General features: G+C 48.7%; 14 protein-coding genes and 1 tRNA gene. 6 read left to right on the top strand and 9 right to left on the bottom strand.

What is annotated here, in order from left to right; genetic code table 11:
* Nucleotides 1-125: 125 nt before the first annotated feature.
* Complete coding sequence (locus R2083_RS06555) at nucleotides 126-473, bottom strand: helix-turn-helix domain-containing protein (RefSeq protein ID WP_317537932.1); 348 nt, start codon at nucleotides 471-473, stop codon at nucleotides 126-128.
* A 131-nt stretch (nucleotides 474-604) separates the two neighbouring features.
* Here R2083_RS06555 and R2083_RS06550 point away from each other — a divergent pair, with 131 nt between their 5' ends.
* The 4 genes from R2083_RS06550 (at nucleotide 605) to R2083_RS06535 (ending at nucleotide 3807) form a co-directional block, all read left to right on the top strand.
* On the top strand, nucleotides 605-1315 hold the full coding sequence (locus tag R2083_RS06550) for a glutathione S-transferase family protein (protein ID WP_317530828.1): 711 nt from the start codon (nucleotides 605-607) through the stop codon (nucleotides 1313-1315).
* Nucleotides 1316-1392: 77 nt separating this feature from the next.
* Nucleotides 1393-2156, top strand: a protein-coding gene (locus tag R2083_RS06545) for an IS5 family transposase (RefSeq protein WP_317530936.1) whose coding sequence is annotated in 2 segments (ribosomal slippage) — nucleotides 1393-1708 and nucleotides 1708-2156 — 765 coding nt in all. Because the reading frame shifts where the segments join, the coding sequence is not laid out codon by codon here.
* 272 nt (nucleotides 2157-2428) lie between these two features.
* On the top strand, nucleotides 2429-3031 hold the full coding sequence (locus R2083_RS06540; protein ID WP_317537931.1) for a PEP-CTERM sorting domain-containing protein: 603 nt from the start codon (nucleotides 2429-2431) through the stop codon (nucleotides 3029-3031).
* Nucleotides 3032-3411: 380 nt separating this feature from the next.
* Nucleotides 3412-3807: a hypothetical protein gene (locus tag R2083_RS06535; protein ID WP_317530830.1), complete on the top strand. Its 396-nt coding sequence runs from the start codon at nucleotides 3412-3414 to the stop codon at nucleotides 3805-3807.
* Nucleotides 3808-3909: 102 nt separating this feature from the next.
* Here R2083_RS06535 and hrpA read toward each other — a convergent pair whose 3' ends face one another.
* Nucleotides 3910-7671 (bottom strand): ATP-dependent RNA helicase HrpA, encoded by a 3762-nt coding sequence (hrpA, locus tag R2083_RS06530; RefSeq protein ID WP_317537930.1) that lies wholly within the window; start codon nucleotides 7669-7671, stop codon nucleotides 3910-3912.
* 1860 nt (nucleotides 7672-9531) lie between these two features.
* Here hrpA and R2083_RS06525 point away from each other — a divergent pair.
* Both R2083_RS06525 and R2083_RS06520 read left to right on the top strand, forming a co-directional pair.
* Nucleotides 9532-9597: transfer RNA gene (locus R2083_RS06525), tRNA-OTHER, on the top strand.
* Between the two features lie 425 nt (nucleotides 9598-10022).
* Nucleotides 10023-10220, top strand: a complete 198-nt coding sequence (locus tag R2083_RS06520; RefSeq protein ID WP_317537929.1) for a hypothetical protein — start codon at nucleotides 10023-10025, stop codon at nucleotides 10218-10220.
* A 103-nt stretch (nucleotides 10221-10323) separates the two neighbouring features.
* On the opposite strand, the gene R2083_RS06515 is transcribed toward R2083_RS06520, so the two are convergent.
* The 7 genes from R2083_RS06515 to R2083_RS06485 all read right to left on the bottom strand — a co-directional run bounded on the left by R2083_RS06515 (nucleotide 10324) and on the right by R2083_RS06485 (nucleotide 15401).
* Nucleotides 10324-10932, bottom strand: a complete 609-nt coding sequence (locus R2083_RS06515) for a glutathione S-transferase (RefSeq protein WP_317537928.1) — start codon at nucleotides 10930-10932, stop codon at nucleotides 10324-10326.
* Nucleotides 10933-12057, bottom strand: coding sequence for a Fic family protein (locus tag R2083_RS06510; protein WP_317537927.1), 1125 nt, complete (start codon nucleotides 12055-12057; stop codon nucleotides 10933-10935).
* Nucleotides 12058-12149: 92 nt separating this feature from the next.
* Nucleotides 12150-12938, bottom strand: coding sequence for a co-chaperone DjlA (djlA, locus tag R2083_RS06505; protein WP_317537926.1), 789 nt, complete (start codon nucleotides 12936-12938; stop codon nucleotides 12150-12152).
* Nucleotides 12939-13045: 107 nt separating this feature from the next.
* Nucleotides 13046-13288, bottom strand: a complete 243-nt coding sequence (locus R2083_RS06500; protein WP_132425749.1) for a BolA family protein — start codon at nucleotides 13286-13288, stop codon at nucleotides 13046-13048.
* A gap of 52 nt (nucleotides 13289-13340) precedes the next feature.
* Nucleotides 13341-14096, bottom strand: coding sequence for an ABC transporter permease (locus tag R2083_RS06495; protein WP_317530839.1), 756 nt, complete (start codon nucleotides 14094-14096; stop codon nucleotides 13341-13343).
* Nucleotides 14093-15010: an ABC transporter ATP-binding protein gene (locus R2083_RS06490; protein ID WP_317537925.1), complete on the bottom strand. Its 918-nt coding sequence runs from the start codon at nucleotides 15008-15010 to the stop codon at nucleotides 14093-14095. The genes R2083_RS06495 and R2083_RS06490 overlap by 4 nt, the downstream gene beginning before the upstream one ends.
* 61 nt (nucleotides 15011-15071) lie before the next feature.
* Nucleotides 15072-15401, bottom strand: a complete 330-nt coding sequence (locus R2083_RS06485) for a lipid asymmetry maintenance protein MlaB (RefSeq protein WP_317537924.1) — start codon at nucleotides 15399-15401, stop codon at nucleotides 15072-15074.
* Between the last annotated feature and the right edge of the window lies 1 nt (nucleotide 15402).

Here is a 15402-nt window from a genome sequence, read left to right as displayed (position 1 = left end):
CACAGTACTTAATTTCTTAGTATCAAACTCCCCGCTGTAAACGGCGGGGAGTCTAGTTTAGTAACAGTAATGTCCTAAATTCCGGTATCGCGATTCTCAACCGTGGCTGCATTCGGTTAATGGGATTAAAAAACCATAGTCCCGGGATAATACGCCTTCCCCCATTTGACTAAAGCTTCTAGCACCGGCCGCAGATCTTCCCCTTTTTGTGTTAACGCGTACTCATACCGCACCGGCTTCTGCTGATACGCATGCTGCGCAATAATTCCGGCAGTATCCAATTTCTTTAACCGGTCAGCGAGTATATTGGTGGCGATTTGTTCCGGCGACGCAAGAAATTCTTGATAGCGCTTTTTCCCTGACAGCAGATCCCGGACAATCAGCAGCGTCCATTTATCTCCCAGAATATCAAGCGCGCAAGCAACCGGGCAGCATGATCGCTCAAAGCTTGTTTTATTTAAATCATCCGGCATCAATCACCGCACTCCATCGCGAAAACTATCAATAGCGATAATGTACTGCACTCACTTGCAATTAACAAGTTTATAGAGTAGAGTAACTTGCAACATGCAAGTAATAAACAAATACTATGAGGATGATCAATATGTTAAAACTGCATCAATTTGAACGAACCTGGGGCATTCCGAATTTGAGCCCTTTTTGCTGCAAGATTGAAACTTACTTGCGCATGGCCGGTATCGCGTATGAAATCAAACCCGCATTACCGCTACGTGCGCCGAAAGGGAAATTGCCTTATATCAGCGACAATGGCAAAACGCTCGGCGACTCGCGTTTCATCATCGAATATCTGAAATCAACTTATTACGATCTGGATAGCGGATTAGCCCCAGAGGAATTAGCCATATCGACCGCTTTGCAGCGCTTGCTGGAAGAGCATTTATTTTGGGTTGCGCTGTATTCCCGCTGGCAATTTACCGACGAAAATTGGCAAGTGAACAAGCAAGCCATCTTCGGCGCATTACCGCCCATCGTCCGGGATATTGCCGCAAGTCACACTCGCAAAAAAATTCAGCAGCAGATTCATGGGCATGGCACGGGGAGACATCAAACGGAAGAAATTTTCGCATTGGGCAAACAGGATATTGACGCATTGGCGGCATATCTCGGCCACAAACCGTATTTCTTTGGCGGCCGGCCAACAACATTGGATGCATCGGCTTTTGGGCTACTGATCAATATTAGCGGCTGTCCCATCGAATCTCCGCTTAAAGAGCATGCATTAACCAAAGAAAATCTTGTGGCCTATATCGAGCGGATTTCGCACAGCTTTTATCCGGATCTACAGCATCCATAAAACAAAAAACAGCTGAATGCGAGCAGATTTGACTGATTGCACTAGAGCCTGTTAACGCTATTTGATATAATTTGGTGATGGAAATCACCGAAACTCAATATCAACAGATCGAGCACTGCCTGCCGCGTCAGCGTGGCAACGTCAGCCATTCCAATCTGCAAGTTCTCAATGCCATTCTTTACGTTGCCGAGCATGGCTGCAAGTGGCGAGGACTGCCCAAGCGATTCGGCAACTGGCATACCATCTATACCCGCATGAATCGCTGGGCAAAGAGTGGTGTACTGAGCCATGTATTTGGGCAACTTCAGCATCAGCAAATCATCCGTATCCGTATTGAAACTGTTTCGCTGGACAGCACCAGCATCAAAGTCCATCCCGACGGTACGGGTGCGTTAAAAAAAACGGCCCCCAATCCATCGGAAAATCTCGAGGTGGATGGACCACCAAAATTCATCTGGTTGCCGCAGATTCCAGAACAACCATAAGCTTTGCCCTCTCGCCCGGTCACGCCCACGATGCGCCAGAGGGCAGGCAGCTTTTGCTTTCCCTCGGTCCCGTCAATACGCCCACCTACCTGCTGATGGATCGTGCTTATGAGGGCGACCAAACCCGGCAACTGGCACTAGATTTGGGTTACATCCCGGTTGTTCCGCCCAAAGCAAATCGCTTGTCACCCTGGGAATACAACCGTGCCATGTACAAAAAACGCAACGAGATCGAACGATTGTTCAGAAGGCTCAAGGGATTTCGCCGCATCTTCTCCAGGTTCGATAAGCTCGATGTCGTCTTCATCTCCTTTATCCACTTCGCTCTCATCGTCGAAGCAATCAGATTGTGTTAACAGGCCCTAGTACAAAACGCAGATTATCCAGTAGTAAAACAGGAGCGATAGACTATGGAATCACCCCGAACCAGTAGGTTATAGTTGGCAAATCAGTGAATTATATGATTTCACTGTGCAATTTCGATTGAATAGTCAAAGTTCAATCTGACAGTAAGAAACGACGCTACGAATGTTATTCGAAAATTTTAATGACTTGTCTCGAAACTGGCTAGCTTACTACTGATTGGAAAGAGATTTGGCTGCTTATACACACAAAAATGGAGACTATTATGACGAAAAATCTTTCACCTGCTCATTTCATTGCTGTTGCAGCTATCACTTTGACCGGATTGGCACCGTTGCAATCAACCCATGCGGCATCCGTGCTCTATCAAGATTTGACTCCGACCGGCATTCTTTCCAGTCCAAGCAGTATTACGCGTAGCTTTGTGTCGGGCAGTGGTGCGGGCAATATTTCTTTCGAGATTCAAGGCTACTTGAGTTTGGATGGCTCAAATTGCTGTACCGATACGTTCAGCTTATATAACGATAGCGACCTGCTGTTTCAAGGTACGTTCAATCTCGGCGGCGGTGGCACGGATATCGTATTCGCCAATCCGAATGGAGCAACCTACTCGGCGGTCAATTTTGGCTTCTTCAATGGCGGCTTATTGAATGTATCCATTCCAGTCACTTTCACTGCCGGAAACCACGTGCTGACATTCGATTATGCCGGAGGCGCACAAGGTCTTGGCGATGAAGGCTGGGGATTAAACAACATTACTGTTGAAGGCGTTTCAGCCGTACCCGAACCCGAAACCTATGCCATGTTGCTGGCTGGACTGGGTATGATCGGTTTTATGTCACGCCGCCGCAAAAATGATTCAGTTTAATGATTGCAACTAAAATACTCGCAGCAATTAGTTCAAACGGGAGCCTCGGCTCCCGTTTTTTATTTCAGGCTCCGTAACATTCAAAGTCCTCAATAACAGCATGAGCAGTCAGTTTCCAAGTTATTTTCTCTGACATTGTCACGCAAAAAACGTTAAAACTCACCCGCAACGGCATCCTATTTACCAATTGTTCGACAGGGCAATGACCAGCGATTCTTTAAAAAATTAGTTCTATTTTGTGGAAATAATTCCCACAATCTATTTACGCGGAAAATTTTCCCACGTATAATGTTTCTCGTGTGGGAAATTATTACACACAAAAACTCGACTCAATGAGTGAGAAACAAAACTTCATGAAACTTACTTAAGGAAGATTAACAATGAAAACAAAAATGTTAAAAATTTCAACACTATTAGGTGCAACCGCAATATTTTTTGCAACGTCACTCGCTGCGGCTGATGCAAACGCTGCGGGCATTCGCATCAAATGCGAGAAAAAATCAAACCGCTCTTCGATTTCGGTGGATGGACGAAACTTGACACCGGGCAGTTACTCGGCAGTGGTCAAATCGGGTGACAATAAAGCCGTCGCTGATCTTAAATCGAGTACGGGCGACGAAGTTGAGTTTGATTTCGATAGCGATAAGGGTGATATCGCAGCGGGTGCTGTCGCGATCAGCCCTATTTTCATCCAAGGTGGAAAAGTAACCGGTCAAATCAAAGATGCTGACGGATTCATCGTCATCGAAGGCACAAGCTCCTGCCGTGTGCGCTAAAAATAAACTAAGTAATCAAAATTACTGGCAATGATCAAAACAGTTCCGTGCTACTTTTTCCCTCCGGTAGCTTCGGAGCTGCCCGTCACCTGTTTTCGCAGATTATGCTTGCACACTTTCCCATAACTTCTGCAAGCGTTTAACGGACACCGGAAACGGCGTTTTCAATTCCTGCGCAAACAGCGAAATACGTAATTCCTCAATCTGCCAGCGGAATTCATCGAGCCGGTGATCCTGCAATCCGGCTTTCCGGTGCTTTTCCTGCTGTTGCAAGCATTGCTTCCAGAATGGCGCGATTTCGGCGCTGTTGCGCTCATCGCGCTCGGGATTAGCCGGTAATTTCTCCAGGCGCAGCGCCATTCCTTTCAAATAACGCGGAAATTGCTGCAACCGCTGCCACGCGGTTTTACTGAGAAAGCCGGGGTAAATCAGCATTTCAAGCTGTTCATCCAATTCGGATTTGATCCGGGCGTTTCGCGTCGATGCTAATCGTCCGAGCACGATCTGATAGTCACTGCCAATCTGTTGCAGCAACCGGGTAAGCGCTGCGGTGACCTCCGGCAGACGGCCTTTTGCTCGTTGACAGTGGGCGGTAAATTCGGCTTCCGTGCGCGGCAGTGGATCGTCATTGAGTAAAGCGCGGTCGACAATGGCATCGAGCATATCCTGCTTCAATTCGCCCGGATTGATCCGCGTGGCCAATTGCATACTCGCCTGTTTTAATCCTGAAAGGTTCTTTTCCAGTTGCTTGAGCTGATCTTTGAGCGCCAAACACAGCAATCTTCTGACGCCCGACCGCATTACGCCGTCCGCCGCCTGACGCGTATCGAACAAACGGATCGCGGCACTTTCCGTTTGATCGGTCAACGCCGGATAACCAATCAACGCTTGACCATTGCGCTGGAATGTTATTTCCGCCGGTAAATCGCCAAAATCCCATTGCGTGATGTGGTCGCGTTCGATACCGGTGTTCGCGTGACCGGCATCGCGTTTTACAAAAGTCATTTGCGCGGCTTTACCCAGCTGCGATTGCAAATCGGCGAGACTACGGCTCATCGCCAATTCCTGCCCGGCATCATCCAGCACCCGGATATTCATCAGCAAATGCGCCGGTATCTCATGGGTTTGCCAGGTTTCTGCAGGAACCGTTAGCGTGGTTTTCTTTTGAATGAATTTTTCTAACGCTTCCTGCAAGGAAACGTGCTGCCAAGTATGGGCTTGACTATCCAGGAATCCGGTCACCGAATCCGGCAATGGCACTAGAATGCGGCGAATCTGCTTCGGCAGCGCTTTCAAATACCAAGTGATTTTTTCCCGGATCAGACCGGGAACCAGATAATCCAGCTGCTTGGCATCCAAGCGATTCAACAGCGGCAGTGGCACGGAAACGGTCACACCGTCGAGCACATGGCCGGGATCAAAGCGGTAAGTGAGCGGCACAATACTGCCATCCGCGAGCAGAAAATTTTCCGGAAATTGCACTTCGGTGATGTGATCGGCTTGATGACGCATCAACAACTCGCGCTGCAAATACAATAAGTGTGGTTCTTGCTGTTCAGCCAGCTTGCGCCATTTCTCAAATCCTGCGCCATTGGTGATGTTTTGCGGAACGATGGCATCGTAAAAAGCAAAAATCGCGTGTTCATCCACCAACACATCCTGCCGCCGCGCTTTATGCTCCAGCTCTTCGATCTCATGAATCAACGTTTGGTTGTGAACAAAGAATGGCGCTTGCGTCACATACTCCCCTGCCACCAGCGCCGCTCGGATAAAAATCTCGCGCGATTCCTTGGAATTGATCGAGCCGTAATGAACCGGCCGTTTCGCAACGACGATCAAACCGTACAACGTGACGCGCTCATAAGCCATCACCTGCGCCTGCTTCTTTTCCCAATGCGGGTCGAAATAATGCCGTTTGCATAAATTCCCGGCGATCCGCTCCAGCCACTGCGGCTCGATTCTGGCCGCGCAGCGGGCGTAGAGCTTGCTAGTTTCGACCAATTCCGCCGCCACCACCCACTTGGCTTTGCCTTTTTTCAGCACCGAGCCGGGAAAAATCGCAAACTTGATGCCCCGAGCGCCGAGGTATTCCCCTTCATTTTCGGTTTTAAAGCCGACGTTACCGAGCAAACCGGGCAGCAACGCGCGGTGAATCTCGTCGTACCCCGCCGGAATTTCATTCGGCTTAAAACCCAGTTCCGTCATCAGCACGTGCAATTGCCCATGAATCTCGCGCCATTCGCGCAAGCGCCGGTATGACAGAAAATACTCGCGGCATTGCGCCATCAGCTTCTTGCCGGATTTTTTGTGCTTCAGCAAATCGTCAAAGAAATCCCACAGTTTCAAATACATCAGAAAATCCGAGCGTTCGTCCTGAAAGCGCCGGTGCGCCTGGTCGGCAGCAGCCTGGTGTTCAAACGGCCGGTCGCGTGGATCTTGCACGCTCAATGCCGATGCGATGATCAGAATTTCGTGCAAGCAATTTTCCTGTTTCGCCGCCAGAATCATGCGAGCGATGCGCGGATCGATCGGAAATTTGGCCAGCCGCCAGCCGATTTCGGTCAACTGCCGATTGTCGTCGACCGCACCCAGTTCCGCCAGCAACTGATAACCGTCGGCAATCATGCGCGGCGACGGCGACTCCAGAAACGGAAAATCCTCGACATCGCCGATTTTCAGCGACTTCATGCGCAAAATTACCGCCGCCAGGGAAGAGCGCAAAATTTCCGGATCGGTAAATTCCGGCCTGCCCTGAAAATCCTGTTCGGAATACAAGCGGATACACACGCCGTCCGCCACCCGGCCGCAACGCCCCGCCCGCTGATTCGCCGACGCGCGCGAGATTTTTTCCACCAGCAATTGCTCGACCTTGTTGCGGTAACTGTAACGGTTGATCCGTGCCAGACCGGTATCGATCACATAATGAATTCCCGGCACAGTCAACGATGTTTCCGCCACGTTGGTCGCCAGCACGATACGGCGCGCGCCGTCCGGTTGAAATACCCGCTCCTGCTCGGCGACCGACAAGCGGGCAAACAGCGGCAAGATCTCAATACTCGAATGAAAACGGTGAAACGAATGCTTGCGCAAAGTTTCGGCGGTTTCTCGGATCTCACGCTCGCCCGGTAAAAACACCAGAATATCGCCCGAACCCAGCGCCATCAACTCATCGGCCGCATGAATGATGGCTCGCTGCGCATCGCCGTCGCTATCGTCGTCCTCATCGGCCAGCGGCGAACGGTAATGGATCTCGACCGGATACAACCGCCCGCTAACCTCAACCACCGGCGCATTGCTGAAATGCCGGGAAAAGCGCTGCGCATCAATGGTTGCCGACGTCACGATCACTTTTAAATCCGGCCGCTTGGGTAGCAATTGCTTGAGGTAGCCGAGCAGAAAATCAATATTTAAACTGCGCTCGTGCGCCTCGTCTATGATCAACGTATCGTAAGCCTGCAACAGCGGATCGCCTTGCGTCTCGGCCAGCAAAATGCCATCCGTCATCAGTTTGATATAACTATCCGCGCCAATCTTGTCGGCGAACCGCACCTTGTAACCGACCGCCTGCCCCAGAGGACTGTTCAACTCCGCCGCAATCCGCCCCGCCACCGTCCGCGCCGCAATCCGCCGCGGCTGCGTATGGCCGATTAAACCGTGCACCCCGCGCTTGAGTTCCAGACAGATCTTAGGGATTTGCGTAGTTTTACCGGAACCGGTTTCCCCGCAAATGATCACGACTTGATGGCTTTCAATCGCTTGTTTGATTTCTTCGCGGCGGGCGTTGACCGGTAGGTCTTCCGCATACGTTGGAAGAGGAAGATGGGCGAGCCGTTTGGTGATGACTTCGGGAGGGAGTTTTTTCATTGGAATCTCGATTGCACGCGGGTATCAACTGATAGCTTGATCATCAAATCAATTGATCCAGCGAGGAGAATGCAATAGCACCTATTTTTCTGTAGCTAAACTATAATGATTGTAGTAATTTTTGATGGGTAGTGATGTCGCATTTCTTTCGGCTCTTCAATCACATAAAACAGGGTCATGATGATAATCGATAAAACACCGGATTTTACGGCATTATCTGGAGTATTGAGCGAAATGTCTTATACATATGTATTGTTTGTATTTGGCTGTATTACTACTACTTCATGCCGACACCCTCATGTCATCACACAACGTTAACCCCACAGAACAGGTAACCGAGCCACTTGATGCGCAGCGGGATCATAGTCTCACGCTTGCACGCGAGATTATGAAACAACTCACGTCACGCACATTGGTCGTAATTGTACCCATGCTGCTTGCCACAATTGCGATTAGTACTGCACTTAGACCACATCTAAAGGGGATAGAACACATTGTTGGTACTCTAAAAATACAAACGAAAGCTTTTGGAAGTGAGAAGAGTAGCACTCTTGACGAATTGCGACTAGAAGGATTCGATCCGAGTAAGCTGCCAAAATCAAAAGAAACTGACAACGCTATTCTCCGAGACCGTGCCGAGAGTCTATCTGATGCACTTAAGAAAAGTCGAGAGGAGATTGAAGAGACTAGAGACAGAGCATTGGCAACATTGAGTCTCGCGGTTGTAGAAATTCCGATACCAGGTTCAAGTAATGTAAAGGTGAAACTCATCCACGCTGCACTCACGCTGCAAGCGATCATTCTCGCAGTACTTCTGCACCTTCGAGCACTGCGACAAATGCTGCTCAGCCGATTAAGTTACGTCGCAGAGAACCCTGGCATGCACGGCCTCTCTCGTTACCAAGCACTAGCTGGACCTCTAAGTCCCATGGCCTTGCCATTGAATGACGCTCGAATAATTGCACTTGTAACTTACGAAAAAGATACAAAGCGTGGACAGTACTTTCAACTTATCGGAGCATTGCTTTTTTTCTCTACGACAAGCCTCTGGTTATTGTACTTGAACTCTCACATCATGGATCTCATGTCAGAGCGAAGTTTTGAAGGTCACGTCTGGTTCGTACTCAGCCTCATGCTTGCAATAACAACCTGCTGCATCGCTTTTGCATGGTTTGTAGACGTTCCTTCGCTTGAAGAGCTTGATCATACACATTCTCGTTCACGGCGTCGCGCAATCCTGCTCATCACGGGCGGACTAGGTATCGCCATTGCAGTCGCAACTAAACCAAGAATCGCCCGGTCAACATTTCAAGTAACAAAGCAATCAGTCTATAGACTACTCTCATTGCACCCACGTCCTTATAAGAAACGTTCTTCGGAGTGGCTAACTACATCTAAAATCCGAGACGGTTTTCTGTTCAATGCTAGGTCACAGAAGTCTCATATGGTGATAGCAGGTCGCATTATTTCGGTTAAGCGAACCACGCGCAACGAATCATCTTTTGTTTGTTTCTCGCGGCGCTCAATAGATGAAGTCTCCAATGTCGCGCAGGGCCTTACAACAATAGCTATAGAGCGCACAGTCTTAGAGATGCTAGACTCCGATCCTAAAATGGCGATGGATCAACTGAAGAATTGGATCATTGGACGACTTCCCCTTGTAGCACCATCTAAGGCAAACTATCTCGACCTTCGTCTATTCGACTTGTATGCCAAACTTTGTGTGGTCTACTACTACGAAGATAGATTAAAAGATTTCGTAACCATCTTGAGAAAGTCCTCTGTCGCTTACCTATTATCTGATAGATTGGAACGATGGTCCGACTCGAAGAACAAGTGGCGAAAGCGAGTTTTGGATTACGGCCGGTGTTCTAGTGTAGGATACCCTGTTGCAGGGAGGTGCGGGTTCGAATCCCGCCCGGCTACCTTTGTGCGAAGTCACAAGCAGTGGTTTGCGCCAACTACATCACCCGAATCACTACATTAGTCTGTCGCTAATCCGTAAGCGTAACCCGCTAGGGTGTTCACTGCGTTATCACTGACCAGGTCAAGAACCGCGAAGCGGCAACTATCGCAGTCTACAAAACAGGTCCATGCAGTACAGCGAGAAATCGGTGAATGCTATCCAATGCACCCAACAGCGATCGGAGTGATTCTCTGGAAGAACAAAAATGCTTGACTCTAGCCCTGACACGATTTTTCTTACAAAAAAGAATTCATCAAATTAATTAATTGATGAATATTTGTAAATTTTATGTGAATAATTTGTGAATATATTGTGAACTTTTAACCAAGTTTCGGCTCCGAATAAATTCAGAAGCTTTATTATTAATTTTTTGGGAGTGCTAAAAATGAGTAAGAATTATGTCAGTCAGAACACAACGATTGCCCTTAGTTTGGCTTTGATATGTGTTGTAGCTTCAGTCAGTTTGATTGTATTTGAAGGGATGAATACCGGGATACTGTTATTTACGGGGTATCTGGTAATAGCTGCGGTTAGCAGCGCTTTTAAAGATAAAAAATACTATTCGCGTAGAGCTTGGGGCTGAGTTATATCAACTAAGATTCGACCAATATTATTTCTTAGTATTGGTCTTTTTTTATTCATAAGTTTTAAAGTTAGTTTTTATTTTCCAGAACTTCTTCTTTAAGTTACTCAGCTTCTTTCTGCATGACATTTTGAAATAATTCGGAACCGATCAATCGATCCAGCCATGCGATCAAATAATGATAGCGAGAGGCATAAAACCAGTCCGGATTGACATTGGAAAATTGCCGGATGAAAGGGAAGATGGCCATATCGGCTAATGTGTAGCGACCGCCTAACAGATAACCATCTTTGCTCAGTCGTGTGTCCAGTTCCGCTAGAAACGGCTCGGCTTGTTCCCGGTAATAAGCTTCGGAATGTTCCGGAAAGCGCACCGCGTATTTATAAAGATCCAGCGCCGGTTTAAACGTTTCGTCATTTTGCTTGATCAGCGACATGACTTCATTCATGACGGCTTGGTCATCATCCACCCAGTGTTCGGGATCATGGATCGAAAGCGCCCATCGCATGATATCCAGGCTCTGTTCAAGCACGTGTCCGTCGGCAAACTTTAATACCGGCACGGTGCCTTTGGGCGAGCATTCCAGCATTTCTTTGGGTTTGGCGCGCAGACTGACTTCCTGCTGATCGACTTCAACGCCGCTGACTGTGATCGCCAGCCGGGCACGTATCGCAAAAGGACAACGGCGGAATGTAAACAATAGGGGTTTCATTTATTGATCGCCAACATTCGATACATCTTTGAGCGAATAGCTGGTGCTACGCCCGCCGCCGGCATCTTTCAGTAGGATGCCACGCTCGACCAGATCCAAAATATCTCGTAGCGCCGTGTCCTGTGAGCATTTGGTAAGTTTCGCCCATTTTGACGATGTCAGCTTACCTTCAAACCCATCCAGCACTTTATTCAGCATAATGCGCTGACGGTCATTAAGCGATACATTCTTATGCGTCTGTAAAAACCGTGCTTTATAGAGCACATCACCCAGCGTTGCTTCCGTATTGCTGATCGCACGATCAAGGCAATTTAGAAACCACTCTAGCCAAAGCGTGATATCGAGATCATTTTTTTGGGTTTTTTCTAGCATATCGTAATAAGCTTTCCGCTCTTGCCGGATTTGTGCCGACAAGCTGTAAAAGCGCTGCGAACTTTGTTCGGATTGCGCTAATGCCATATCGGCAATTGCACGCGCCATGCGTCCGTTGCCATCCTTGAATGGATGAAGCGTGACAAACCACAAATGGGCAATACCAGCCTTGAGGACAGCATCGGTATCATTTTTATCATTAAACCATGTCAGAAAAAGATTGATTTCCTGCTTGAGGCGTTCGGCCGCAGGTGCTTCAAAATGTACACGCTCTTTCCCAAGCGCGCCGGATACCACCTGCATCGGCCCATTTGCATCATCACGCCATTGCCCGGTTCTGATTTTATGCATACCGCTAAAACCAGCGGGAAATAGTGCCGCGTGCCACCCAAACAAGCGATCCACGCTCAATGGCTTTGCATAATTTTGCGTGGCATCGAGCATCATATCGACAATGCCGTCAACATGACGGTCGGCGGGCGCTAACGCGCCAATATCCAATCCCAGCCGCAAGGCAATCGAGGAGCGAACCTGATCACGGTTCAGAATTGCACCTTCAATCTCGGAAGATTTCAACACATCGAGCGTCAAGTTTTGCAACGTGGCTTGCGCCGTTAAAGGAAATCCCATAGCTTCCATCCGGCCAATTAACCGCCCCTGCCGGTGGCGTACAGAGGCCAGCAGCCCAGACAATCTTGCATGATCCCAGCTGAAACCAGGCCAATCGGGTAATTCATGAATATAACGATTCATTCTACGCACCTCATGCGGAGATTATGCGCTATATTCTCCGCATCCGGCAACTGCACAACACGCATCTACCTTCCAGTGGACTATGCGTCGAATTAAACTGCTGAACGCTTCAAATCCCGGCTCTTTTTGATTAAATCGTACGCCGTCTGTACTTCCTTGGCTTGCTCGGTCGCGACGGCGATCATTTCTTCCGGCACGCCTTGCCCCATCAATTTATCCGGGTGGTATTGACTCATCAATTTGCGGTAAGCGTGTTTGATTTCCTGATCTGTGCTGTCTTTGCTGACACCCAATGCCTTATACGCATCTTCCAGCGCATTGACCGAGGTGCTTTGCCCTCCGGCAAAGTGCGCTTGATTGATGATCATGCCGAGCAGCTGATCGAAAGCGGCTTGGTGGTAGCCCAAACGTCCGGCAATGGCTCGCAACAGTTCTTCCTCGGCGGAATTCAGATGCCCGTCGGATAACCCCATGATGATGAGATAAACCAGCAGCATTTGCCGCAAGTTGGGAGAATAACCGCATGTTTTAAGGAATTCATCGAGCTGCGGTTGAATATCGTAATCGGCCGAAGCGCCTTGCTTGAACAGCGTGATGGCTTTCAGCCGGTGATCGCGCGTCATGCGGAGTTTCTGCATGAATTGCTCGACATGCGACACTTCCGTTTCGGATACCCGGCCATCCGCTTTGGCCAGCTTGCCCATCAGAATGAAAACAGTCTCCAGGAAAACCGACTGACGCCGCGCGGCGTTGAATGGATTCATTCCGCCCGGGCCAAAGGCTCTGAACCGGTCGATAAAGCTCCCAATGAAATAACCCAGGAAAATGCCCCAGAAACCAAGAAGGAAAAAACCCGCTAAAGCGCCTAGTAATCTAAACAATGAAATTCCAGATAATTCGATAACAAAAGGCAATCATAGTAAATTGCCGGTTGATAAAATGACTTGAAATCTTGAATGCCCAGTCAAAGCCTAATTTCTTGCAACGATCAGGATTTATCCGTCCATTGCTCAGGCGTTAGCGTTTTCATCGACAACGCGTGAATATCCTGTTTCATTTTTTCGCCCAGCGATTTGTAGACCAGCTGATGCTGCTGAACTATATTTTTACCGCTAAATTCCGCGCTGACAATCAGCGCATGGAAATGGCGTCCGTCGTCGCCTTCCACTTGCACGTGCTGACAAGGCAGTGCCGATTCAATAAAGGTTTTTACATTTTCTGCAGTTAGCATTTATATTCTCCTTCACGCATGATAAACATGCAAAATCAAACAATCGTTATTTTTAGTGCCGCAATTTATATCCGGTTTTGAGCATGCGAATCGTCAGCATGGATATGGCCACCAAGCATATTGCCACAATCGAGAGACTAATATAAGGCGAAATATCCGATACGCCGAAGAAGCCGTAGCGGAATCCATCGATCATGTAAAAAAACGGGTTCAGATGAGAAAAATACTGCCATCCGGCCGGTAGCGAATGAATGGTATAAAACACGCCGGATAAGAAAGTCAGCGGCAAAATGATGAAATTCTGGAAAGCCGCCAATTGATCGAATTTGTCCGCCCAGATACCTGCTATCAACCCCAACGCACTCAGTATCGCGCTGCCGAGCACGACAAAAAGGATCGACCAGACCGGTTGCGCGAGTGGAATATCGAAGAAAAACAGCGTGACCCAATAAACCCCAAGTCCGACCAACAACCCGCGCACGATGGAAGCGATAATGTACGCAAAGAATATGGCGTGGTACGACAATGGCGAGAGCAGGATAAATACGATATTGCCGCTGATTTTGGATTGAATCATGCTGGACGATGCATTGGCGAAGGCATTCTGAATGACCGCCATCATCACCAGTCCGGGAATCAGAAAAGCGGTGTACGCGACACCGGGATAAGCTTCGACGTGTGCTTCCAGTACATGAAAGAAAATCAGTAAATACAGCAATGTGGAAACCATCGGCGCGACAATCGTCTGAAAACCGACTTTCCAGAAACGCAGCAATTCTTTGTAGAGCAGTGTCAAAAATCCGGTCATGTCACTTCATTCCCGCTGTTTCTCATCATGCTGACGAACACATCTTCCAGATCCGGTTGCTGCAAGTGCATTTCCAGTATCTCGATTTGCGCGGATCGCAAAGCCGACAGTATCGATTCCACTTGCGCGTAGGTGTCGATCCGCAATTCAACCATTCCGCCGCTATGACTGAGTTGTAATGGGTGCAGTGCGGCAGGCAAAGTATCGGGCAGCAATCTTAGCCGTACCGATTTTCCGGCAGGCAGCTTTCCGATCATATTCTGCGTGCTATCCAGCGCGACAATTTTTCCCTCTTTCAGCATCGCGACCCGGTTACACAGCGTTTCCGCTTCATCCAGGTAATGTGTCGTCAGCACAATGGTGTGTCCATTCTGATTGAGCTGGCGGATAAAATCCCACAATGATTGACGCAATTCCACGTCCACGCCGGCCGTCGGTTCATCGAGAATAATGACCGGCGGTTTATGCACCAGCGCTTGCGCAACCAGAACACGGCGTTTCATGCCGCCCGACAACGCACGCATGTTGGCATTGGCTTTGCCGGTCAAATCCAGGCGGTCAATAATTTCATCCACCCAGTCGCCATTGTGTTTAATACCGTAATAACCGGATTGGATTAACAAAATTTCACGCACCGTGAAGAAAGGGTCAAAAACCAATTCTTGCGGCACCACGCCTAAACTTTGCCGCGCTTGCCGGTATTCTGTGATGACATTATGTCCCATCACGCTGACCGAGCCGCTATCGGCCAATGTCAAACCGGCGATGATGCTGATCAGCGTGGTTTTACCGGCGCCATTCGGACCCAGCAGTGCAAAAAACTCTCCCGCGCGAATCTCAAGATCGATACCGGACAGTGCGCACACATTGCCGAAGCGTTTGGAGACGTGCTTAACTTCAATAGCAGGTTGCATCGGATGAAGAAATCAGAAGGAGAGCAATTCGGAACTTCAGGAATGGCAAAACAGCATCCGGTCAGGAAGCGTTTTGCACGGGAATTGGATTGGCCGCGAGCGGAATTAACTCCGCAACCCCATATAATTGAATCAGGCTTTTAAGACTCTCGGGCATATTGATAAATTGCAGTGCATGGCGGTTTTTACGTGTCGCGCGTTGCCATTCCAGCAATACACTGACGATCGTTGAGTCCACTTCGGTCACTTGATTGAGATCAATCGTCAGCGGTTGATCATCGAACAACGCAATACCGCTTTTCTTCAGCATCACCGCATGATCGATCGTGACAGCGCCCTGCACGATCACGGTGTTGCCCTCACGAGAAATTATCGGAATCGAAGAGTTCAAT

The sequence above is a fragment of the Nitrosomonas sp. Is35 genome, assembly GCF_033063295.1.
GTDB lineage: Bacteria > Pseudomonadota > Gammaproteobacteria > Burkholderiales > Nitrosomonadaceae > Nitrosomonas.
This window is presented reverse-complemented; position numbering and strand designations above follow the sequence as displayed.